Raw genomic sequence first — 20449 nt, 5'->3', positions numbered from 1 at the left:
TGTGCACCATTCCGCTGAACCCTGCCGCCCAGTATAGGCGGTGGGGTTTTTTTGTTTCGGATATTTGTGTGAAAGGAAAAGCCCATGGCTAACTGGGGATTCTGGCTTTTGGCCGCAGCCGTGGTAGTGGCTTGCGAGCTGCTGAGCGGTACGTTTTATTTGCTGATGATTGCCATCGGCCTGGCCAGCGGCGCGCTGGCGGCGCTGGCGGGCGCCGAGCCGCCTGTCCAGGTGCTGGTGGCCGCCGTGGTCGGCGTGATCGCCACGCTGCTGTTGCGCCGCAGCCGTTTTGGCCGCGGCGCCAAGGTCGATGCGGCGGCCGATCCGAACGTGAATATGGATGTCGGCCAGACCGTGCACGTGACGGCATGGCAGGACCACACGGCGCGCGTCATGTACCGCGGCGCCTTGTGGGATGTGGAACTGGAAGCCGGCGCCGTGGCGGCGCCTGGCATATTCCGGATTCATGAAGTAAGGGGCAGCCGGCTGATCGTCGGCGTCTGATTTGAGTTTTTACAAGGAGCGGTACATATGGAAATTACCTTTGGCAGCGTGACGCTGGTTCTCTTCGTTCTGGCCCTGGTCTTCGTCTTCAAGACCATCAATGTGGTGCCGCAGCAGCATGCCTGGGTGGTGGAGCGCCTCGGCAAATACCATTCAACGCTGGGTCCGGGCCTGAATATCGTGATCCCCTTCATCGACCGCATCGCCTACAAGCACGTGCTCAAAGAGATTCCGCTCGACGTGCCGCCGCAGGTCTGCATCACCAAGGACAATACCCAGCTGCAGGTGGACGGCATCCTGTACTTCCAGGTGACGGACGCGATGCGCGCTTCCTACGGTTCGTCCAACTACATCGCCGCGATCACCCAGCTGGCCCAGACCACGCTGCGTTCCGTGATCGGCCGCATGGAGCTGGACAAGACCTTCGAGGAGCGCGACCACATCAACACCACGGTGGTCAACGCCATCGACGAATCGGCCGCCAACTGGGGCGTGAAGGTGCTGCGTTACGAGATCAAGGATTTGACGCCGCCGACCGAAATCCTGCACGCGATGCAGGCCCAGATCACGGCCGAACGCGGCAAGCGCGCCCTGATCGCGGCATCCGAAGGCCGCAAGCAGGAACAGATCAATATCGCCAACGGCGAACGCGAAGCCAATATTGCCCGTTCCGAAGGCGAGAAGCAGGCCGCGATCAACCGTGCCCAGGGCGAGGCCGCTGCCATCGTGGCGATCGCCGATGCGACCGCCGGCGCGCTGCGCCAGGTGGGCGCAGCGATCAAGGAGCCGGGCGGCGAGGAGGCGATGAATTTGAAAGTGGCCGAGCAGTATGTGGACGCTTTCGGCAAGCTGGCCAAGACCAACAACTCGCTGATCGTGCCGGCCAATATGGGCGACATGAGCGGCTTGATCGCCACCGCCATGCAAGTGGTGAAGACCCAGAAGTAATCCTGTGCGCCGCCGCCGGGGCGGCGCTACAATGCGGCTTTAATCGGAGACAGCTATGGGAACTTGGGCCATCGGACCTTACGGCAATGACTGCGCGCAGGACTGGGTAGAGGATCTGCAGGAATCGAAAGACCTGTACTTCATCGAAGAGACGCTGGGCAATGTGCTGGCCAGCGAGGGCGCGCAAGAGCTGGAAGCGCCATTTGGGGAGGAAGGCATTGCCGCCGCCGAGACCCTGGCCCGCCTGGAAGGCAAGGGCGCTCCGGCTGACGAGGACACCAGCGAGGTCGATGAGTGGGTAACGGCCGTGCGTCCCAAGTACAAGCACCGCGCCGACCTGGTGGAAAAGGCCGGCCGCGTGCTGGACCTGGTGCTGTCCGACGCTTCCGAACTGCGCCAGTTGTGGGAAGAGGCCGAGGAATATGCCGACTGGCGCGCCTCGGTGGAAGGCATCAAGGCCCGCCTGGCGTCCTGATTCCGCAACGCGAGAGGATAGCCATGGCAGCACGCAACAGGCAGCGCCCGCGCGGCGCGATGCAGGTATTCGCGCTGGCGGCGCTGGCGCTGGCCGCGTCGGGTCCCGTCGCTGCGCAAGACGCGGGGGCCGCGCGCCTTCCCGCCGCAGGCTGGCAAGCCGGCGTCGCGGATACACCCATCCCGACCCAATCCAGCGCCGTGGCGGAACAGGAAACCGGCCGCCGTCTGGCCGCGCTGCGCCAGTTGCCGCTGGCTGGCGGCGAGGCGGCCGCGCAAGTGCAGCGCCGCCAGCTCGATAACAACTGGCGCTATTTCGGCGACAACCGCAGCGCCGCCTTGCCCGTGCTGCGGCGCGAGCTGGCCGCCGAGCTGCGCAAGGCCAGACCGCAGGCCTTGCTGCTGCTGGAAAGCGGCTACTTCCTGCGCCAATTGGGCGAATCTGCCGACCGCGCGCTGGCGATGCAGGCCTTGCTGGCGCTGGACGCCAGCGATCCCGCCATTGCGCAAAACAGCGCGCAGCTATTTCGCTTCGTCCATCTGAGCGCGCAGGAACGCGATGCACGCCTGCTGCCGCTGATCGATAAATTCTTCCTGCGCGGGAAGGTCACGGTCTTTATTCCCCAGCAAGGCTTCACGCTTGACGAGACCTCGGTCTGCGTCTTCCTGTACGGCCAGTATGGCCGCGCCGGCGAAGCCCATCTGCGCGCCTTGCTGGGCGATGCCGGCGTCGCGAACAAGGTGCTGGAGGTCCTGATCTGGACCGGCTCGCCCGACAGCGTGCCGGCTGTGGCGGCGCTGCTGCAAGCGAACCGCGACGCCGACACCTTTTCGCGCGCGCTCAGCTTCCTGCTGCGCAGCGGCGGCCCGCAGGGCAGGGATGCCTTGCTGGCCTTCGATCCGCGCCAGCTCGAAGGCAAGCCGCGCCAGTTCTATGAACAGATCCAGCCGCAGCTGCGCGAGACCAGCTTTGCCACCCTGCGCGAACAGTTGGACGAATTGCCGGCATCGCCATCGGCCGGCGGCAAAGCGCAGAATTCCCGCCCCAGGCTGGACGACGCCGGCATGCGCCAGCGCTTGATCGAGGTCTACGAGCATTACGGCCGCTACGAGAACGTGCAGCCGGCAGAGATCGCCGCCGCCACCTTGCCTGCCGAGTTCCTGATCGGGCAGATCACCCGCATTCGCGAACGCAGCTTCTTGCGCGTGACCGGCGAGGCGCTGAGCGAAATTGATATGAGCAACACCCTGTTGAACACCCTGCGCTACCGCCCCGACGCGGCGGGCGCCAAGCCTTGAAGGAGCCGCTTTGCCCAACGCCCCACTGGATGAGCGACAAGCCAATTTGCCAATGGATGAAGGTTTGACGCTGCATGCGGCCTCGGTGCCGGTATTCCTGCACTATCTGGAGCGGCTGGACGCCCTGGTGACGCTCGCCGAGCAGCACGAAGCCGGGCGGCCGCGCGGCGGTTCATTGCTGCATGCCGCCCTGGCCGAGGGCATGTTCGCCTTTGCCCAGCAGGTGCAGATCGCCGCTGGTTTTGCGGTGCGCGCCTGCTGTCCCTTGCTGGAGATCGAGCCGCCGCAACTGGCCGGCGGCGACGCCGGCTGGCATCAGCTGCATGAGCGGATCGGCGCGGTGCGCGCCTTTCTCGCTGCCGTCGATGCGGAGCGAATGAACGCCGGCGCGCGGCGCGAACTGAGCACGGTCGCCGGCCGCGCCTCGCCCAGCTTCAACGGCGCCGAATTTGTCCTGCGCTATGCCTTGCCCAACTTCTTCTTCCACCTGGCCATGGCCTATGCGATCTTGCGCAAGGAAGGCCTGCCGGTCGGCAAGCAGGACTTCGACGGCTACCATGCCTACCCGGCCGGATTCCGTTTTCTATAAACCTTCACGCCCCGCTTCCATTTCGTGTTGCCCCAGTAGCGCCGCGCCATCGCCGACGCGGCGGCGCTTGGCTATTTCCTAAAACCATGATAATTCCTAATTGAAATTATCAAATTGAAATGCTATATTCGCCCCGAGTTATCTTTTAGTAAATCATTTCGGGCAACCAAGTTTGGCGCCTATGCCGCTTGCTGCCGGGTTCTAATAAAAAGGGGGCGGGATGAAGCATCCGCGATATACCAAGACGATGATGATGCTGGCGGCCAGCCTGACGCTGGCGGCGGCACAGGCCCAGACGGCCAAGGCGCCGAAACCGCCGGTCGTGGCGCAGAAAAAAGCCGCCGCGGCACTGGCGGCGGGCGACGAATTGCCCAGCAATACCCTGACCGCGCATGCCGGCTTGCAGAGCCAGTATGGCGGCCGCGCCGCGGCGCGTGGTTTTCATGAAGTGGTCGATCCGTACAGCGGCAATCTGACCGTCAGGATGGAAGCGCTGACGGTGCCCGGCAACGGCGGCCAGGACATCAACGTCGGCTGGACCTATAAGATGGAAGGCCTGTCCAACTATGGCAGCAGCAGTCCGGCGGTCGACAGCAAGGCGGCTTTTTCGACCGCAGGCCATGCGCCCTGGCAGCTCGACGTGGCGCCGCTGGTGGTGTTCAGCTATTCCAACGACGCGGGCGCCTTCCCCGACGCATGCCAAGCCTCCAGCGGCTCGCCGCTGTATGTTGGCCGCCAGGTGATCCTGCAGACGGCCGGCGGCCGTTCCGAATCCTTCTACTTCATGGCCTCGGGTATTTATGAGACCAAGAACCATTGGCGCTTGAGCTGCGACTACGCCAGCAATACCCATGTGCTGCGCAGTCCGGACGGCGGCAGCTACCGCCTCGGCATGAAGAGCGAACATAGCTTCCCTGAACTGCAGGTTGGCCAGAATCAGACCACCTACCAGACCACCCGCGTCACCGACCGCAACGGGAACTACTACGACATCGCCTATCAGGCGGTGACGCGCCAGCATTGCTTCGATTTGCAGTCCAACGGCACGACCACCGTGCGCCTGCCGTCGCAAATCAGCGCGAGCGATGGCCGCGTCATCAAGTTCAACTATGACCTTGGCGAACCGAATTGCGGCAACCGCGATACCTGGCGTAGTCCACGGCTGCAAAGCGTGGAGGGACCCGATGGCGCGGTCTGGCGCTTCGAATATCATCCCCGGGCTTACAAATACCACCGCTATCCGAATGGCATCGGCAGCTATTACTACGTGGGCGGGCAACTGGCCAAGGTGATCCAGCCGGATGGCACCTCCTACGCTTTCAGCTATCCCGACAGCTGCCCGACGACGAATGCCGCCGGCATCCTGATGCTGTGCGATTTCGAGCCGCTGAAGACGATCACCCTGCCCACCGGCGGCACCAGCAGCTACACCTACCGCACCTTCTTCGACTTCCCGGCCGAGGGATATTCCACGTACGCGCTGGAAGGCTGGTCGAGCCCACCAAGCGAGGAGTACCTCGATACCTGGGACTACATCCTCGAAAATGCGCATATGGCCTGGGGCCAGCCCGACGTGCTGGAGCGCCGCACCAGCGATGGCGGTGTCTGGACATACAGCTATGACCGGCCGATCTCGAAGAATGTGCCCGAGGGCAGTTTCGACACCGTCACCATCGATGGCCCGGCGGGACGCGAGGTGCGCCGTTTCTACGGTCTGGGCTACTTCACGCCGACCGCGCTGGCCGCCGTTCCGGCCTGGCATAACGTCTGCAACACCAAGCGCCCCGAGTACAACACCTACTGCGGCATCGCCGCCAAGCCGGGTGCATGGAAGATAGGCCTGCCGGTCGATCTCGCCCTAGGCGACAGCTACCGCGAAAGCTATGTGTACCAGCCGCGCGTGCTGACCACGGCCGACACGCAGGAAGTCGCCGGCCGGCTGCGCATCAGCGACGACCAGGTCCTGGTTCCCGACCTGCAAAGCAAGACCATCGTGCTCAATGGCGTCAGCTTCAGCACCAGCTATGCGAACTATGACGCCCACGGCAATCCCGGCACGATCACCGAGGCCGGGCCGCGCGGCGGCAACCGCAGCACCAGCGTGGCTTACTACAAGGACCTGGGCAAATGGATCCTGAAGCTGGTCAAGGATGAAAGCTTCGCCGGCAGCGCCACCACGCGCAGCTTCGACGGCAACGGCAATCTGCTGTCCGTGACCACGGACGGCGTGAAGACTTCATATACCTACGATAGCCAGGGCAATGTGGCCAGCGCCACCTTCCCGCGCAATCTGGTGCACAGCTATGCGAGTTACAAGCGCGGCATCCCGCAAAGCGAGACCCAGCCCGAAGGCGTGCAGATCACGCGCACGGTGAGCGCCGCCGGCGCGCTGCTGTCGGAAACCAATGGCGAGGGCAAGACCCGCAGCTATGGCTTCGACACCATGAACCGGATGACGTCGATCACTTATCCGCGCGGGAACGCCACCAGCATTTCCTACAGCGCCAACGGCAAGACCATGACGCGCGGCGGCCTGGTGGAAAGCACCGTGTATGACGGCTTTGGCCGCCCGCAGAGCGTGACCCTGGGCGGCGTCACGCGCAGTTACAGCTACGATGCGCTGGGCCGCAAGACCTTCGAATCGCATCCGGGCAGCTCGGCGGGAACCGGTTACCAGTACGATATCCTGAACCGCCCGATCCGCGTCTCGAACGCGGACGGCAGTTCGCAGACCATCAGCTACGTCGGCGTCGACAAGACCGTGGTGGACGAACGCAATAATTCGACCACCCTGCAGTACCGCGCTTACGGCAATCTGCAGCAGTTGTTCCTGATGGGCGTGGTGGCGGCCGAACCGGCGATGAACCTCAGCGTGGCGCGCAATGCGCGCGACCTGAGCACCAGCGTGAGCCAGGGTGGCCTGACGCGCAGCTACGGCTATAACGGCAATTACTATCTGACTTCGGTCACCAATCCGGAAACGGGCACCACCACGTATGGCCGCGACGAGGCGGGCAATATGACCAGCCGCCAGGTGGGTTCCTCCGGCCAGGTCACGTTCGCCTACGATGGCCGCAACCGCGTCAAGACGGCCACCTATCCAAGCGGCACGCCGGCGGTCAGCTATACCTACACCAAGACCGACAAGATCAAGACCATCTCCTCCAGCGCCGGCAATCGCGTCAACGACTATGACGCGAACGACAATCTGGGCAGCGAAAGCGTGAGCGTCGACGGCCTGACCTTCACCACCGGCTATGCTTACAATGCCAACGACCAACTGGACTCGATGACCTATCCGCGCTCGGGCCGGGTGGTTGCCTTCGCGCCCGATGTGCTAGGCCGGCCGACCCAGGTTTCCGGTTATGTGACGGGTATCGGCTACTGGCCTTCCGGCCAGATCAGCCAGATCAATTATGCCAACGGCACCAGCAGCACCTATCGCCAGCATGCCCGCCTGTGGCCCAGCTCTTTCAGCACGGTCAAGGGGAGCGCCACGTATTTCGACAACAGCTACGACTATGATGGCGTCGGCAACCTGACCGCGATCCGCAACAGCGTGGACGGCGGCTATAACCGCACCCTGGGCTACGATGGCGCCAACCGCCTGACCGGCATTGCCGGCCCTTGGGGCGCCGGCAGCATCCAGTACGATGGCGCCGGCAATATCAAGAGCCAGACCTTCGGTTCCAGTGCGCTGAACTACAGCTACGACGGCGCCAATCGTCTCGACAGCATCTCCGGCGAACGCTCGACGCGCTTCACTTACGACGCCTATGGCAATGTGAGCACGGCCTCGGGCAATGCGTACACCTATGACGATATGCCCAATCTGCGCTGCGTGAACTGCGCCAATGCGGCCCTGAAGACCGAATACAGCTACGACGGCGCGAACCGCCGGCTGGTGGTCAACAAGGCTGGCGTCAAGTCCTATGAGATCTACGGCTCGCACGGCAACCAGTTGATCGAATTCACGCCGAGTCAATCCAATAAATTGATCGAGTACTTCTATTTGGGCGGCAAACGCATCGCCCAAACCGTTACTCCCTGATCGGCCAACGCATAAGAGAAAACGTTCATGACATATCCACTCAATCCGTTTGCCTGGTTTGTTCATTGCTGGAGAAAACTGGGAGTCCAGGCTCTGAGCCTGCTGTTGTTGCTGATTCTGGGCGGCCTGCTGTCACCGGTCCAAGCCCAGGTCAACGATGCGCAATTCGTCGCGCAAAATGTGCCGGCCGTGATGACGGCGGGGCAGACCTATAGCGTTTCGGTGACGCTGAAAAATAGCGGCGGCAAGAATTGGACCGCCGCCAGCATGCACCGCCTGGGCTCGCAAAATCCACAGGACAACCAGGGCTGGGACGGCGGCCGCGCCTTCATGGATAATGGCGCCACGGTGGCGCCAGGCCAGCAATACACCTTTACCTTCAACGTCAAAGCGCCTGCCACGGCCGGTACCTACAACTTCCAGCGCCGCATGGTGCAAGAGGCGGTGGAGTGGTTCGGTGAAATGACGCCGAATGTGGCGGTGCAGGTCAATCCGCCGCCGCCGAACCAGGCGCAGTTTGTTTCGCACAGCGTGCCGGCGTCGATGACGGCGGGGAGCACCTACAATGTCTCCGTCACGTTCAAAAATATTGGCACGGCCACCTGGACCGCGGCCACCGCGTACAAACTCGGTTCGCAAAATCCGCAGGATAGCGCCACCTGGGGCATGAGCCGGGTCGATGTGCCGACCGTGGTGGCGCCGGGCCAGAACGCGACCTTCAGCTTTGCCGTCAAGGCGCCGCCGAGTTCCGGCGCCTACGGCTTCCAGTGGCGCATGCTGCGCGAGTATGTCGAATGGTTTGGCGACACCTCGCCGAATGTGAATGTCAGCGTCAGCGGCGGCACGCCGCCGGCCGCCCCGACCATCTCGGTCGGCCGCACGCCATCGCCGCTGGCGCCGGGCGCGGCGTTTACCGTCAACTGGAATTCGTCCAACGCCACCACCGTATCGTATAGCTGCAGCGTGAACGGCATCGGCGCGGTGGGTAGCGCCAACGTCAGCCCAAGCGGCAGCATGCAGGGCGTGGCCGCCGCCGAATGGGCGGGCAAGACGCTAAGCTGCGTCTGGACGGCTACCGGCGCGGGCGGCAGCAAGACTTATAACGAAACCGCAAGCGTGGCTGCGCCTTCGGTCAATGGCACCACCTTCTTCCACAACGACGTGGCGGGTACCCCCATGCTGGCCACCGACAGCAACGGCAATGTAGTGTGGAAGGAGAACTACCGTCCCTATGGCGAGCAGTTGAACAAGCCAGCCGCCGCCAGCGGCAACAAGCTCTGGTTCGCCGGCAAGCCGTATGACGGCAATACCGGCTTAAGCTATATGGGCGCGCGCTACTACAATCCGGAACTGGGCCGCTTCTACGGCATCGATCCGGCCACGGTCGATCCGGCCGATGTGCACAGCTTCAACCGCTATGCCTATGCCAACAACAATCCCTACCGCTTCGTCGATCCCGACGGCCATAGCCCGCTCGACGTTGCCTTCCTCGTCTACGACCTGGGCAAGCTGGGGCTGGCCGTTTATACTGGCGTGGGTGTGGGCGCGGCCATGGTCGATGTCGGCCTGAGCGTGGTCGGCGTCGCCAGCCCGGTTCCCGGCGTGGGCCAGGCCTTCAAGGCGCTGCGTGCGACTGAACATGCGGTAGGCGCGGCGCGCGCGGTGTCGCACGGCCTGTCAGGCTTCCAGAAGGCAGCCAACTACGGCATCCAGTCGTACAAGGATCTGAAAAAGCTGACCGCCGGCACCGGCCTGGAAGCCCACCACCTGATCGAGAAACGCTTCGCCAGCGTGCTGGGCGTGGCCGAAAAGGAGATGAAGTCGATTGCGCTGACCGAGGCCGAGCACCAGGCGTTCACCAATGCGTGGCGCAAGCTGATTCCTTACGGCGAGGGCACGGCGACCGCGACCAAGGACCAGGTGGAATCGGCAGCCAAGCAAATTTACAAAAATTATCCGGAAATCTTGAAAGCCTTGGGCTTGTAATAGCGAGTTTATGAAGATCATGCACCGCATTGGGCTGGCGGTTGAGGAAGCGGAAAGACAAGCCTTCCTGGCCGCCGGCGTGGAGCTGGAAACCGGTTTTGCCGCTTTCCAGATTGAAGAAAGCGATGCGCGCTGGCCTGCGGTCGAGGCGCTGGCGCGCCGCTTCGGCGCCGTCGATACCGTCAGCACCAAGTTCAGCGCCGCCGAGCTGAAAGGCGCGCAGTACCTGGCGCTGGCCCCGGCCTGGCATCATGGCTATCCGGAACCGTCCGAGGATCGCGGCTATCTGGCCGCGACTTACGACTTGAGCGGCTACTGCGAGGCCTGCGGCGCGGGCAAGCGCCAGATCCAGCCCTTCCGCTTTGCCAAGGCGCCGGTGTGGGGCAAGAACGATGTGCTGCAGTTGAACTGGGTCTTCGATGAATACTTCGTCAAGCCCGAAGTGTGGTCGGCGCTGTTCGAGCCTTTCGGCATCGCCTGCCGGCCGGTGCTGCTGCAAAAGAGCGGCGCCGCGCTCGATTCGGTAGTGCAACTGGACGTGCAGGCGCAAGCCGAACTGGATCTGTCGCATCTCGCCGCGACGACCTGCAACTGCTGCGGTCGGCCCAAGTATCTGCCGCCGGTCAAGGGCTTCCATCCTCGGCCGGAGACGGCGCCTGCCGCCGCCTTCAAGTCAGCGCAGTATTTCGGCAGCGGCGCCAGCGCCAGCCAAGCCTTCCTGGTGACGCGGGAGCTGTACACCAAGCTGGCCGCAGCCGATATCAAAGGCGTCAACTTCAAGCCCTGCGCCGGTTAGCGATCCGCGAACGGTGTTAGGATGCCGTTCATGAATCGATCCGAACAGATTGCCGGCCTGGCCCAGTTCCTGGGCCGCCACCGCCGCGTGCTGGCCCTGACCGGGGCCGGCATCAGCACTGCTTCCGGCATACCCGACTACCGCGACAAGGATGGCACGCGGCGCGGCAGGCTGCCCGTGCAGGGGCCGGAATTCCGCCGTTCCGACGCCGTGCGCCGCCGCTACTGGGCGCGCAGCATGGTGGGCTGGCCGACCCTGGCCGGCGCCGCCCCGAACGCCGCCCATCACGCCATGGCGGCGCTGGAGGAGGGCGGCCATATCGTCTCCCTTATCACGCAGAACGTCGACGGCTTGCACCAGCGCGCCGGCAGCCGCGCCCCGCTTGAACTGCATGGGAATATCCACACCGTCGTCTGCCTCGCATGCCAGGCGCGCTATGCGCGCGCCGACATCCAGCGGCAACTGGCCCAGGCCAATCCGCAGATGGCGGATACGCTGGCCCAGCCTCTGCCCGACGGCGATGCCCAGCTGGAGCCGGAGGCGCTGGAAGATTTTCACATTCCCCACTGCGCCGGCTGCGGCGGCATGCTGCAGCCCGACGTGGTCTTCTTTGGCGACAACGTCCCCAAGACCACCACCGAGGCGGCGCTCGGCATGCTGGCGCAGGCCGACGCCTTGCTGGTGGTCGGCTCCTCGCTGATGGTGTTTTCCGGCTTCCGCTTCTGCAAACTGGCGGCGGAAAGCGGCAAGCCGATCGCCGCCATCAATGCCGGTCTGACGCGCGCCGACCACTTGCTGGCGCTGAAGGTGGGCGAGCCGGTGGAACAGGTCTTGCCGGCCTTGGCGGCCGCGCTGTCCTAAGCGGGATTGCCCAGGACAGCTTGCGCGGTTGGCCGGCAACGATGTCGCAGCTGCTTACAAATTCCCTGTCCAGGTTGCGGGAATTGGGCTAATATTTCTCGATAGCAAGGAAGTCCGCCCCACCCAGCCCGCCGTACTGGAGCCGCCATGAACGCGACCGTGCTTTCCGATTCCCCCGCCCCCACCTTGGCCCTCGGCGCCGCCCTGCTGGGCGCTTCCGGCCGCGCCATGGCCGCCGTCTCCGACGCCGAGGCCGCGCGCTTCCTGGCCCAGGCCAGCATGGGCGCCAGCCGCGCCCAGATCGCCCAGGTGCAGTCGCTGGGCTATGCCGGCTGGCTCGATGCGCAATTTGCCATGCCCGCCAGCGGCTGGCGCTGGGATTGGCTGGTGGCCAAGGGCTTCAACGCCGTCACGTATAAAAACTCGGAAGCGGGTTTCGACCCCGCCGTCTGGCGCAAGCTGCTTGTCTCGTCCGACACGCTGCGCCAGCGCGTCACGCTGGCCCTGTCCGAAATCCTGGTGACCTCGATCGGTGGCTTGGTGGGCGCCGGCTGGCGCCAGTTTTCCGCCGCCGCGTATATGGACCTGCTGGAAGCGAACGCCTTCGGCAACTACCGCACTTTGCTGGGCCAGGTGTCCACCAGCGCCGCCATGGGCCAGTACCTGACTTATCGCGGCAGCCGGAAAGCCAATCCGGCGACGGGCGCCCATCCGGACGAAAACTATGCGCGCGAGCTGATGCAGCTGTTTACCATCGGCCTGGTGCAGCTGAACCAGGATGGCACGCCGCAGACGGGCAAGGTCGGCGCGCCGCTCTACACCTATACCCAGGACGACATCAGCGGCCTGGCGCGCATCTTCACCGGCTGGGACTTCGACCTGGCGGGCGGCGACACCAGCACGCCCGACTTCTTGCGCCGCCCGATGCAGCAGATCGCGGCGCGCCATGAAAGCGGCGCTTCCAGCTTCCTCGGCAAGAGCGTGCCGGCGGGGCTGGGCGGGGCCGACGCGCTGAACGCGGCGCTCGACATCATCTATGCGCACCCGAACGTTGGTCCCTTCATTGGACGCCAGCTGATCCAGCGCCTGGTGTGCAGCAATCCCAGTCCGGCCTATGTGTGGCGGGTGGCGGCCGCCTTCAATAACGATGGCACGGGCGCGCGCGGCAATCTGCGTGCCGTCGTCAAGGCCGTGCTGCTCGACCCGGAAGCGCGCCGTAGCGATGCGGCGGCGCCGGGCCAGGGCAAGCTGCGCGAACCCATGCTGCGCTTCCTGGCCTGGGCGCGCGCCTACGAAGTGAAGTCGGCCAGCGATGCCTGGGCTGTCGGCAATACCAGCGACCCGGCCAGCAAGCTGGGACAAAGTCCGCTGCGCTCGCCTTCGGTATTCAACTTCTTCCGCCCCGGTTATGTGCCGCCCAATAGCGGCATCGCCAGCGCCGGCATGGTCGCGCCGGAATTTCAGATCGCCAATGAGACCTCGGTGGTCGGCTATGTGAACTTCATGCAGCGCGCCGTTGGCGGCCGCCTTGGCGACCTCGCCGCCGACTACGCGTCGCTGATGCCGCTGGCCGAAAACGGCAACGCCTTGCTGGCCGAGATCAATACCGTGCTGGCCGCCGGCCAGCTGGGCGCGGAATCGCAAGCCCTGATCGTGGGCGCCATCAACGCCATGGCGCGCGGCACGGATGCGGCGCGCCTGAACCGTATCCGCGCCGCCCTGACGCTGGCGCTGGCCGCCCCCGATTTCGTCGTCCTCAAGTAAGGAGCCATCATGAGCCGTTCGAGCACGATGAATGCGTCGCGCCGCGCCTTTCTGCAAAGGGCGTCGGCCCTTTCCGTGGCGGGCGTGGCCGCGCCCTGGGCGCTGAACCTGGCCGCGCTGGCCGAGGCTTCAGCCGCCACCGCCAGCGATTACAAGGCCATCGTCTGCGTCTTCCTGTATGGCGGCAACGACTACGCCAATACCGTCGTGCCTTACGACGCCAACAGCTATAACGCCTACTACAATCTGCGCCCGAAGCTGGCGCTGGCGCGCGACGGCCTGGCCGCGACCTTGCTCAATCCCGCCAGCGCTCCGGTCGACTCCAGCGGCGCGCTGCGCCAATACGCGCTGGCGCCCCAGCTCTCGCCGCTGCTGCCGCTGTTCGACGCGGGCAAGATGGGCGTGCTGCTGAACGTCGGGCCGCTGATCCAGCCCACCACCAAGCAGCAGTATCTGGCCAAGTCGGTGCCGCTGCCGCCCAAGCTGTTTTCGCACAACGACCAGCAATCGATCTGGCAATCCTCGGCGCCGGAAGGCGCGGTCTCGGGCTGGGGCGGACGCATCGGCGACCTGTTCGAGGCCGGCAACGGCAATGCCACGTTCACCTGCGTGAACGTGTCCGGCAACGCCGTCTACCTGGCCGGACGCTCGGCCGTGCAGTACCAGGTGTCGAGCAGCGGGCCGGTGTCCTTCGATGCGCTGCAAAAGCCGCTGTTCGGTTCCACCGCCGCCAGCAGCGCCTTGCAGACCATGCTCACCCAGCCGCGCGCGCACCTGCTGGAACAGGAATACACCCGCGTCACCAAGCGCTCCATCGACGCCAATGCCACGCTGAACACCGCGCTGGCCGGCGCTCCGGCCATCAATACCGCCTTCCCGGCTTCGAACAGCCTGGGCGACCAGCTGAAAATGGTGGCGCGCATGATTTCGGCCGCCGGTTCCGTGGGGGCGAAACGACAGGTCTTCTTTGTGTCGCTGGGCGGCTTCGATACCCACGATGGCTTGAGCACCGTGCATCCGGGACTGCTGGGCAGCGTGGCGAGCGCGCTGTCGGCCTTTTATGCGGCGACCGTGGAGCTGGGCGTGGCGGATAAGGTGACGACCTTTACCGCCTCGGATTTCGGCCGCACGCTGACGGTGAATACCGACGGTTCGGACCATGGCTGGGGCAGCATGCATTGCGTGCTGGGCGGCGCCGTGAAAGGGCGCGGCTTCTACGGCATTCCACCGCTGGTGGCGAACAACGGCGCCGACGATGTGGGCCAGGGACGGCTATTGCCGACGACCTCCGTCGATCAGTATGCGGCAACGCTGGGGAGCTGGCTGGGCGTATCGGACAGCGCCTTGCTGGCGCTGCTGCCCAACCTGGCCAATTACAACGCGTCGGCGCGCAGGTTGGGCTTCCTGTAGACGGGGAGGGCGGTTTAGCGCTGCAGCAGCATCGAGCGCACGATGCCTTCTTTTGCCAGCACATAATCGTGGCCGGCCAGCACATAGTTGGTGTTGGGCTGCACCACCTTGATATTGACGAAGACCATATCGCTGGTCTCGGCATAGGAACCGACCACAATGGCCTGCGCCTTATGCGCCAGCGCCACTTCGCCCAGTTCGCGCGTCAGCATCAATTCGCCCTGGTTGCGCTTCATATACACGCTGTTGCGCAGCTTCATTTCCAGCATCTTGGTGCCGCCCTGCGCCATGCGGGTGGACACCTGTTCCGAGATCAGGCGTCCCAGGGTGGAGGTCTGTTCCAGCGCGTCGATATTCACCACGGTCGCCATGATGACCGGCTGTTCGGCTTGCAGTTTGCCTGCCAGCTGGCGCAGCAGGGAGTCGGCGGCGGCATAGTTGGCGCCGACGAACTGGTTCGACGCCACGGTATTGTAATTGGCTTCTTCCTTGGGCTGATTGGCGCAGCCGGCCAGCAGCAGCGGCAAGGCCAGGGCGCCGGCGCACAGGAGTTTAACGGGGCGCATTAGCGGTCTCCACGCAGTTTGTATTCTTTGACAAGGGCGCCGTTATACAGGGCGGCGTCGGCATCGGCGACATAATAGGCCGAGCTGGTGCGCGCCAGATAGCGGTACTGATCGGTGACCGATACCGTCACAATCACTTCGGTTTTGGGCGTGGCGCCGGGCGCGAACTTGGCGCGGAACCAGCTATAGGTATCCAGCGCGGCCACGGTGCCGACGGCGCCCACGGTCGGATCGATATCGCTCAGCACCCACAGGCCGGTGGCCAGCGCCGTCGCTTCGCCGCGGTAACGGTATTGCGGGCGATTGGCGGCGAAGGTGACGGCTTGCACCTTCAGGTCCACTTTCAGGGCGCCGGCCGGGGTCAGCGACACGGTATGGCCGGCATTCACCAGGGAAGTGATGATATGGCTGGTCAGCGCCTGCTCGAACTCGGAGGCGTTGGCCTTCGGCTCCGGCACATAGAAGGGGCGTGGCGAGGCTTTTTTCAGGTCGTTCGACAGCGTCTGCTGCACATGGCGCGCGATCACGTCCCAGTGGGCGGCCGCCTGCAGCTTGGGCTGCTCGGTATTCGGGAAATTGGTCGCTACCGGCACGGGGGAATAGGGCATGGCGCAGCCGGCCAATGCGCAGGCTGCCATCAGGGCAGCAGCGGCTTTCACATCCATTGTTTCCTCCAGCTCGGTAAGTTCTTCATCCCGGCGAGTGTAACATGAATGTTTCTGATTGGAAATTGTCGCCGCCGGATTTGAGGCCGTGCGGCGACACTTGGATCAGCGGCGGTTCTGCTTCATGGCCGACTGGATTTCGCGGTTGCTGTCGCGTTCCTTCTCGGTGGCGCGCTTGTCGTGCTGTTTCTTGCCCTTGGCCAGGCCGATCTCGCATTTCACGCGGCCGCCCTTGTAGTGCAGATTGAGCGGCACCAGGGTATAGCCGGCGCGCTCGACCTTGCCGATCAGCTTGTCGATTTCTTGACGATGCAGCAAGAGTTTGCGCGTGCGCACCGCTTCCGGGTGGATATGGGTGGACGCCGTCGGCAGTGCGCTGATGTGCGCGCCAAACAGGTACAGTTCCTTATCGCGGATGGTGACGTAGGCTTCCTTGATCTGCACACGCGTATCGCGGATCGCCTTGACTTCCCAGCCCTCGAGCACGAGGCCCGCTTCATAGCGGTCCTCGATGAAATAGTCGTGAAAGGCTTTACGGTTATCGGCAATGGTCATGAGTGGTAAATATGCGCAGGTCGGTTAAACTACGGTTTTCGCGCGGGGCGCGGCAATCCAACATCATAGCAAACGGTTACGCAATGGCAGTAGTTCACAAGTCGGTATTTCTGGGATACAGCGCGGAACAAATGTTCGAGCTGGTCGCAAAGGTCGAAGATTATCCCAAATTTTTGCCCTGGTGTGGTGGCGTTGACATTCGCGAGCGCAGCGAAGACAGCGTGGTCGCCAGCGTCGGCATCCATTACCGCGGCATCCGCCAGCATTTCACGACCGCCAACACCAACACCCGGCCCAGCCTGATCAAGATGAAGCTGGTCGACGGTCCTTTCAAGACCCTGGACGGCACCTGGGCCTTCAAAGCCCTGCGCGACGACGCCTGCAAGGTCGAACTCGACCTGCACTATGAATTTTCCAGCCGCCTGCTGGAACAGGTGGTCGGCCCGGTATTCGGCATGATCGCCAACAGCATGGTCGACTCCTTCTGCAAGCGCGCCGAGACGGTGTATGGCTGAACATATGGCTGAGAAGATCAAGATCAGCGTCTGCTACGCCCACCCCGAATCGGCCCTGCTGCGCGCGCTGGAAGTGGACGAAGGCACGACCATCGGCCAGGCCATCGAAATGAGCGGCGTGCTGCAGGACGCGCCCGACATCAACCTCGTCACCATGGCCGTCGGCATCTACGGCAAGAAAAAGACCCTCGACACCGTGCTGCAAGCGCGCGACCGCATCGAAATCTACCGCCCCCTGATCGCCGACCCCAAAGACGCCCGCCGCCGCCGCGCCCGCAAACCCGCCTAACTCCAGCGCGCCGACAGCTGAGCCCGTGTCCACCTTGGGGTCAGACCCCAATCGGACACGGGCTCAGCATTAAAAGTGGGCTTATTTGCAGCCCGAGGCCAGCATTTGCTGGTTGCGCTTGATTTGCTGGGCGCGCTGCTCGTCGCTGATGAAGCTGCGGCCGCCGTTCTTGTCGTAGTTGGCGGCGCGCTCGCCCGATTCGAGCACGCGCTGGTTGGCGCGGATGCTGTCGCAGTTCTTGGCGTTGTCGGTTTGGCGCTCGGTTTCTTCCCGGGTTTTTTGTTCGGCCGCCGCCGCTTCGGTGCGGCGCTTGTTGTAGTCGGCGTTGCGTTCGGCGAGCGTGGGCTTGGCTCTGGGCTTGTTGTCCGGCGCCGGCGCGGCTTCTCCCTCGGCGGTTGGCGCTTCGTCGGCGGCAGGAGCGGCCGTCAGCGGCTCCGGCATCTGGCCGCGCGGCGCTTTGAGGATACGGCTGTTTGGTACGGCGGGCGGTGGCGGCTGGTCGGACAGCTGCTTGACGCCGCGTTCATTCAGCCATACCCATTGCGCCTGGGCCAGCGCGGGCCAGCAGAGCAGGGCGGCCAGCAGGGCGGCGCCATGCGCCGCAAACGCCTGTCTACTGGCGGGAAACCGTTTGCCTGGAGTGGATTTCATCATCGTTCTCCGAGATACTCTGCCCCCGATTTCGCCACGAATGCCGGCGGCTGTCAACGAGCGATGCGTGCGCGGCAAACTTGTATAATTGCCAGGGTCTGGCGCAGGCCGGGCTTTCTCTCAACCGGGATAAAGGAGTATCCATGCGTTTAGCCTCATTGTTGGCGTCTTGCCTGGCCCTGGGCTTGCAGGCGGCGCCGGTTCGCGCCGAGACTCCCGCCTCCACTCCGCCGTTGAAGGAAAGGCTGCTTCAATTCTATAAGGAGTTCTTCCCCTTCGGTTATACCGATCCGATTTCGGTCAGCCGCTTTGACCATGGCAGCGTGAACGTCTGCAACTCCTTGAGCCATGGCTGTTCGGTCGTGACCCTGCCAGGCCCGGTGAATAGGGCGAAACGCTTCGTGCCCGGCCCTTTCGTTGAGGGTGCCGCCGCCAGCTGGCTGGCGCTGGACCACCAGGACTCCTATCTATGCTCGGTGGCGGAAGGCGAGCGTGCCGCCACCTGCGCCAGGATGGCGGGCTTTTCCGCCAGCGGCGTCCATATCAACTTCATGCGTCGCCATATCGTGCCCATCTTGCACTTCAGCTCATCGAGCGATTCGGACCAGTTTGTCGCCAAGTACGCCAAGTCCTTCTACGTAAGCCTGGCCAAAGCCGCCGAGCTGCTGAAACTGCACATGGCGGAGAACAAGCCCGCCGCCTTGGTCGGCATGCTGCCCGCGAGGCAGGTTCTGTTTGATGTTCCCGGCGCGGCGCCCCAGCCCGAGGACGGCAATGGCGGCGCCTGGGAAGTGCCGGTTGGCAGCGGCAGCGAGACCAGCGTGGAGGAGGAGGGCGTCAGCTGAGTCTTGACCTGCAGGCGCAATATGGACGAAAACGCAAAGCGCCGGCGCAAAGTGAAATCTGACATGGTTTTGGACAGGAAGCCCGGCCTTCTGTATAATTCACTTTTGCGCCGATAGGAAATGTACTATGCGTCTACTTCAAAAAGCACTCACCTTCGATGACGTGCTCCTCGTCCCCGCGTATTCGAATGTTCTGCCTGCCGATACGTCCCTCCGCACTCGCCTGACCCGAAATATCTCCCTGAATATCCCGCTGCTGTCCGCCGCAATGGACACCGTGACGGAAAGCCGTCTGGCGATTGCCATGGCTCAGGAAGGCGGCATCGGCATCATCCACAAGAACCTGAAACCGAAAGACCAGGCCCGCGAAGTGGCCCGCGTAAAACGTTTCGAAGCCGGCGTACTGCGTGACCCAATCACCATCCCACCGGATATGAAGATCCGTGAAGTCATCAAGCTCACCGAGCAGTATGGCATCAGCGGCTTCCCTGTGGTGCAAGGCAAGGAAGTAGTCGGCATCATCACCAACCGCGACCTGCGCTTCGAACAGGAGCTGGACGCCGAAGTGCGCGCCAAGATGACCCCGCGCGAAAAGCTGGTGTACGTTTCGGAAGACGCCGACACCAACGAAGCCAAGCGCCTGATGAACAAGCACCGCCTGGAGCGCGTGCTGGTGGTGAACGACGCCTTCGAACTGCGCGGCCTGATCACCGTCAAGGACATCCAGAAATCCACCGAACACCCGAACGCCTCGAAAGACCAGCACGGCAAGCTGCTGGTCGGCGCGGCCGTCGGCGTGGGCGCCAAGGATGAAGAGCGCATCGACCTGCTGGTCGCCGCCGGCGTGGACGTGCTGGTGGTCGACACCGCCCACGGCCACTCGCAAGGCATTCTCGATCGCGTCAAGTACATCAAGACCAAGTACCCGCACGTGGACGTCATCGGTGGCAATATCGCCACCGCCGCCGCCGCCAAAGCGCTGGTGGAATACGGCGCCGACGCGGTGAAAGTGGGCATCGGTCCAGGCTCCATCTGCACCACCCGCATCGTCGCTGGCGTGGGCGTGCCGCAGATCACCGCCATCGCCAACGTGGCCGCGGCGCTGGAAGGCACCGGCGTACCATGTATCGCCGACGGCGGCATCCGCTTCTCGGGCGATATCTCGAAAGCGCTGGCAGCCGGCGCCTCGACCGTGATGATGGGTTCCATGTTCGCCGGCACCGAAGAGGCGCCGGGCGAAGTGATCCTGTACCAGGGCCGCAGCTACAAGTCCTACCGCGGCATGGGTTCCCTGGGCGCGATGAGCGACGGCTCGGCCGACCGCTACTTCCAGGACGCCACCATGAAGGCCGACAAATTCGTGCCGGAAGGTATCGAAGGCCGCGTCGCCTACAAGGGCAGCGTGCTGGCCATCCTGTTCCAGCTGGTGGGCGGCGTGCGCCAGTCCATGGGCTACTGCGGTTGCGCCACCATCGACGAGCTGCGCGAGAAAGCTGAATTCGTCGAGATCACCTCGGCCGGCATGCGCGAATCGCATGTGCACGACGTGCAGATCACCAAGGAAGCCCCGAACTACCGTTCGGAATAAGCCTTCCTTCTAGGCCGGCGGCGGGTTTGCAACCCGCCGGCAGATGCGGCACCGCCGCCGGCGCTTTTACTTCGCAGTTTTCTAATCTGGCCT

The 20449-nt window shown here is 63.9% G+C and carries 19 protein-coding genes; 15 read left to right on the top strand and 4 right to left on the bottom strand.

The features are described from left to right. The first annotated feature begins 84 nt into the window (after positions 1–84). The 11 genes from FHS03_RS26445 (at position 85) to FHS03_RS26395 (ending at position 14682) form a co-directional block, all read left to right on the top strand. The gene (locus FHS03_RS26445) at positions 85–504 is read left to right on the top strand and encodes an NfeD family protein (protein ID WP_183443887.1); all 420 of its coding nucleotides are present in this window, start codon (positions 85–87) and stop codon (positions 502–504) included. Between the two features lie 27 nt (positions 505–531). Beyond that, positions 532–1452 carry an SPFH domain-containing protein gene (locus FHS03_RS26440; protein WP_183443886.1) on the top strand — a complete coding sequence of 307 codons (921 nt, stop codon included), beginning with the start codon at positions 532–534 and terminating at the stop codon, positions 1450–1452. 55 nt (positions 1453–1507) lie between these two features. Then, a complete protein-coding gene (locus FHS03_RS26435) occupies positions 1508–1927 on the top strand; it encodes a DUF4259 domain-containing protein (RefSeq protein ID WP_183443885.1) in 420 nt (139 codons plus the stop codon). Between the two features lie 23 nt (positions 1928–1950). Next, positions 1951–3225, top strand: coding sequence for a hypothetical protein (locus tag FHS03_RS26430; protein WP_183443884.1), 1275 nt, complete (start codon positions 1951–1953; stop codon positions 3223–3225). A gap of 52 nt (positions 3226–3277) precedes the next feature. After that, on the top strand, positions 3278–3814 hold the full coding sequence (locus tag FHS03_RS26425; protein WP_183443883.1) for a DUF1993 domain-containing protein: 537 nt from the start codon (positions 3278–3280) through the stop codon (positions 3812–3814). A gap of 220 nt (positions 3815–4034) precedes the next feature. Further along, positions 4035–7865, top strand: a complete 3831-nt coding sequence (locus FHS03_RS26420; RefSeq protein WP_221208272.1) for an RHS repeat domain-containing protein — start codon at positions 4035–4037, stop codon at positions 7863–7865. Between the two features lie 27 nt (positions 7866–7892). Continuing rightward, positions 7893–9851, top strand: coding sequence for an RHS repeat-associated core domain-containing protein (locus FHS03_RS26415; RefSeq protein WP_183443882.1), 1959 nt, complete (start codon positions 7893–7895; stop codon positions 9849–9851). 10 nt (positions 9852–9861) lie between these two features. Then, positions 9862–10647: a hypothetical protein gene (locus FHS03_RS26410; protein WP_183443881.1), complete on the top strand. Its 786-nt coding sequence runs from the start codon at positions 9862–9864 to the stop codon at positions 10645–10647. 30 nt (positions 10648–10677) lie between these two features. After that, positions 10678–11508: an NAD-dependent protein deacetylase gene (locus tag FHS03_RS26405; protein WP_183443880.1), complete on the top strand. Its 831-nt coding sequence runs from the start codon at positions 10678–10680 to the stop codon at positions 11506–11508. Between the two features lie 147 nt (positions 11509–11655). Beyond that, positions 11656–13272 carry a DUF1800 domain-containing protein gene (locus FHS03_RS26400; protein WP_229426456.1) on the top strand — a complete coding sequence of 539 codons (1617 nt, stop codon included), beginning with the start codon at positions 11656–11658 and terminating at the stop codon, positions 13270–13272. Between the two features lie 9 nt (positions 13273–13281). Next, positions 13282–14682 carry a DUF1501 domain-containing protein gene (locus FHS03_RS26395; RefSeq protein ID WP_183443879.1) on the top strand — a complete coding sequence of 467 codons (1401 nt, stop codon included), beginning with the start codon at positions 13282–13284 and terminating at the stop codon, positions 14680–14682. A 14-nt stretch (positions 14683–14696) separates the two neighbouring features. Here the strand turns inward: FHS03_RS26395 and FHS03_RS26390 are convergent, their stop codons facing one another. The 3 genes from FHS03_RS26390 to smpB all read right to left on the bottom strand — a co-directional run bounded on the left by FHS03_RS26390 (position 14697) and on the right by smpB (position 16468). After that, on the bottom strand, positions 14697–15248 hold the full coding sequence (locus tag FHS03_RS26390) for a FlgO family outer membrane protein (protein ID WP_183443878.1): 552 nt from the start codon (positions 15246–15248) through the stop codon (positions 14697–14699). Next, on the bottom strand, positions 15248–15913 hold the full coding sequence (locus tag FHS03_RS26385; RefSeq protein WP_183443877.1) for a hypothetical protein: 666 nt from the start codon (positions 15911–15913) through the stop codon (positions 15248–15250). Before FHS03_RS26385 ends, FHS03_RS26390 begins: the two co-directional genes overlap by 1 nt. 105 nt (positions 15914–16018) lie before the next feature. After that, complete coding sequence (gene smpB / locus FHS03_RS26380) at positions 16019–16468, bottom strand: SsrA-binding protein SmpB (RefSeq protein WP_176349377.1); 450 nt, start codon at positions 16466–16468, stop codon at positions 16019–16021. An 83-nt stretch (positions 16469–16551) separates the two neighbouring features. On the opposite strand from smpB, the gene FHS03_RS26375 reads away from it, so the two are divergent. Together FHS03_RS26375 and FHS03_RS26370 are read left to right on the top strand one after the other, a co-directional pair. Beyond that, positions 16552–16983, top strand: a complete 432-nt coding sequence (locus FHS03_RS26375) for a type II toxin-antitoxin system RatA family toxin (RefSeq protein ID WP_183443876.1) — start codon at positions 16552–16554, stop codon at positions 16981–16983. Next, a complete protein-coding gene (locus tag FHS03_RS26370; RefSeq protein WP_229426455.1) occupies positions 16976–17272 on the top strand; it encodes an RnfH family protein in 297 nt (98 codons plus the stop codon). The genes FHS03_RS26375 and FHS03_RS26370 overlap by 8 nt, the downstream gene beginning before the upstream one ends. A gap of 81 nt (positions 17273–17353) precedes the next feature. On the opposite strand, the gene FHS03_RS26365 is transcribed toward FHS03_RS26370, so the two are convergent. Beyond that, positions 17354–17926, bottom strand: a complete 573-nt coding sequence (locus FHS03_RS26365) for a DUF4124 domain-containing protein (RefSeq protein WP_229426454.1) — start codon at positions 17924–17926, stop codon at positions 17354–17356. Between the two features lie 140 nt (positions 17927–18066). Here FHS03_RS26365 and FHS03_RS26360 point away from each other — a divergent pair, with 140 nt between their 5' ends. Both FHS03_RS26360 and guaB read left to right on the top strand, forming a co-directional pair. Beyond that, positions 18067–18768: a hypothetical protein gene (locus tag FHS03_RS26360; protein WP_183443875.1), complete on the top strand. Its 702-nt coding sequence runs from the start codon at positions 18067–18069 to the stop codon at positions 18766–18768. A 127-nt stretch (positions 18769–18895) separates the two neighbouring features. Continuing rightward, entirely contained in the window at positions 18896–20356 is a 1461-nt protein-coding gene (guaB, locus tag FHS03_RS26355) for an IMP dehydrogenase (RefSeq protein WP_183443874.1), read from the top strand. Positions 20357–20449 lie beyond the last annotated feature (93 nt).

Source organism: Pseudoduganella violacea, from assembly GCF_014191875.1.
Taxonomy (GTDB): Bacteria; Pseudomonadota; Gammaproteobacteria; order Burkholderiales; family Burkholderiaceae_D; genus Rugamonas; species Rugamonas violacea_A.
This window is presented reverse-complemented; position numbering and strand designations above follow the sequence as displayed.

What these genes read in the sequence shown, in the direction of transcription:
- FHS03_RS26385 (WP_183443877.1), bottom strand. Translation starts at nt 15,913, where the DNA reads ATGGATGTGAAAGCCGCTGCTGCCCTGATGGCAGCCTGCGCATTGGCC.
- FHS03_RS26405 (WP_183443880.1), top strand. Translation starts at nt 10,678, where the DNA reads ATGAATCGATCCGAACAGATTGCCGGCCTGGCCCAGTTCCTGGGCCGC.
- FHS03_RS26395 (WP_183443879.1), top strand. Translation starts at nt 13,282, where the DNA reads ATGAGCCGTTCGAGCACGATGAATGCGTCGCGCCGCGCCTTTCTGCAA.
- FHS03_RS26360 (WP_183443875.1), top strand. Translation starts at nt 18,067, where the DNA reads ATGCGTTTAGCCTCATTGTTGGCGTCTTGCCTGGCCCTGGGCTTGCAG.
- FHS03_RS26410 (WP_183443881.1), top strand. Translation starts at nt 9,862, where the DNA reads ATGAAGATCATGCACCGCATTGGGCTGGCGGTTGAGGAAGCGGAAAGA.
- FHS03_RS26375 (WP_183443876.1), top strand. Translation starts at nt 16,552, where the DNA reads ATGGCAGTAGTTCACAAGTCGGTATTTCTGGGATACAGCGCGGAACAA.
- FHS03_RS26370 (WP_229426455.1), top strand. Translation starts at nt 16,976, where the DNA reads ATGGCTGAACATATGGCTGAGAAGATCAAGATCAGCGTCTGCTACGCC.
- smpB (WP_176349377.1), bottom strand. Translation starts at nt 16,468, where the DNA reads ATGACCATTGCCGATAACCGTAAAGCCTTTCACGACTATTTCATCGAG.
- FHS03_RS26365 (WP_229426454.1), bottom strand. Translation starts at nt 17,926, where the DNA reads ATGATGAAATCCACTCCAGGCAAACGGTTTCCCGCCAGTAGACAGGCG.
- FHS03_RS26415 (WP_183443882.1), top strand. Translation starts at nt 7,893, where the DNA reads ATGACATATCCACTCAATCCGTTTGCCTGGTTTGTTCATTGCTGGAGA.
- FHS03_RS26420 (WP_221208272.1), top strand. Translation starts at nt 4,035, where the DNA reads ATGAAGCATCCGCGATATACCAAGACGATGATGATGCTGGCGGCCAGC.
- FHS03_RS26390 (WP_183443878.1), bottom strand. Translation starts at nt 15,248, where the DNA reads ATGCGCCCCGTTAAACTCCTGTGCGCCGGCGCCCTGGCCTTGCCGCTG.
- FHS03_RS26435 (WP_183443885.1), top strand. Translation starts at nt 1,508, where the DNA reads ATGGGAACTTGGGCCATCGGACCTTACGGCAATGACTGCGCGCAGGAC.
- FHS03_RS26430 (WP_183443884.1), top strand. Translation starts at nt 1,951, where the DNA reads ATGGCAGCACGCAACAGGCAGCGCCCGCGCGGCGCGATGCAGGTATTC.
- FHS03_RS26400 (WP_229426456.1), top strand. Translation starts at nt 11,656, where the DNA reads ATGAACGCGACCGTGCTTTCCGATTCCCCCGCCCCCACCTTGGCCCTC.
- FHS03_RS26445 (WP_183443887.1), top strand. Translation starts at nt 85, where the DNA reads ATGGCTAACTGGGGATTCTGGCTTTTGGCCGCAGCCGTGGTAGTGGCT.
- guaB (WP_183443874.1), top strand. Translation starts at nt 18,896, where the DNA reads ATGCGTCTACTTCAAAAAGCACTCACCTTCGATGACGTGCTCCTCGTC.
- FHS03_RS26425 (WP_183443883.1), top strand. Translation starts at nt 3,278, where the DNA reads ATGGATGAAGGTTTGACGCTGCATGCGGCCTCGGTGCCGGTATTCCTG.
- FHS03_RS26440 (WP_183443886.1), top strand. Translation starts at nt 532, where the DNA reads ATGGAAATTACCTTTGGCAGCGTGACGCTGGTTCTCTTCGTTCTGGCC.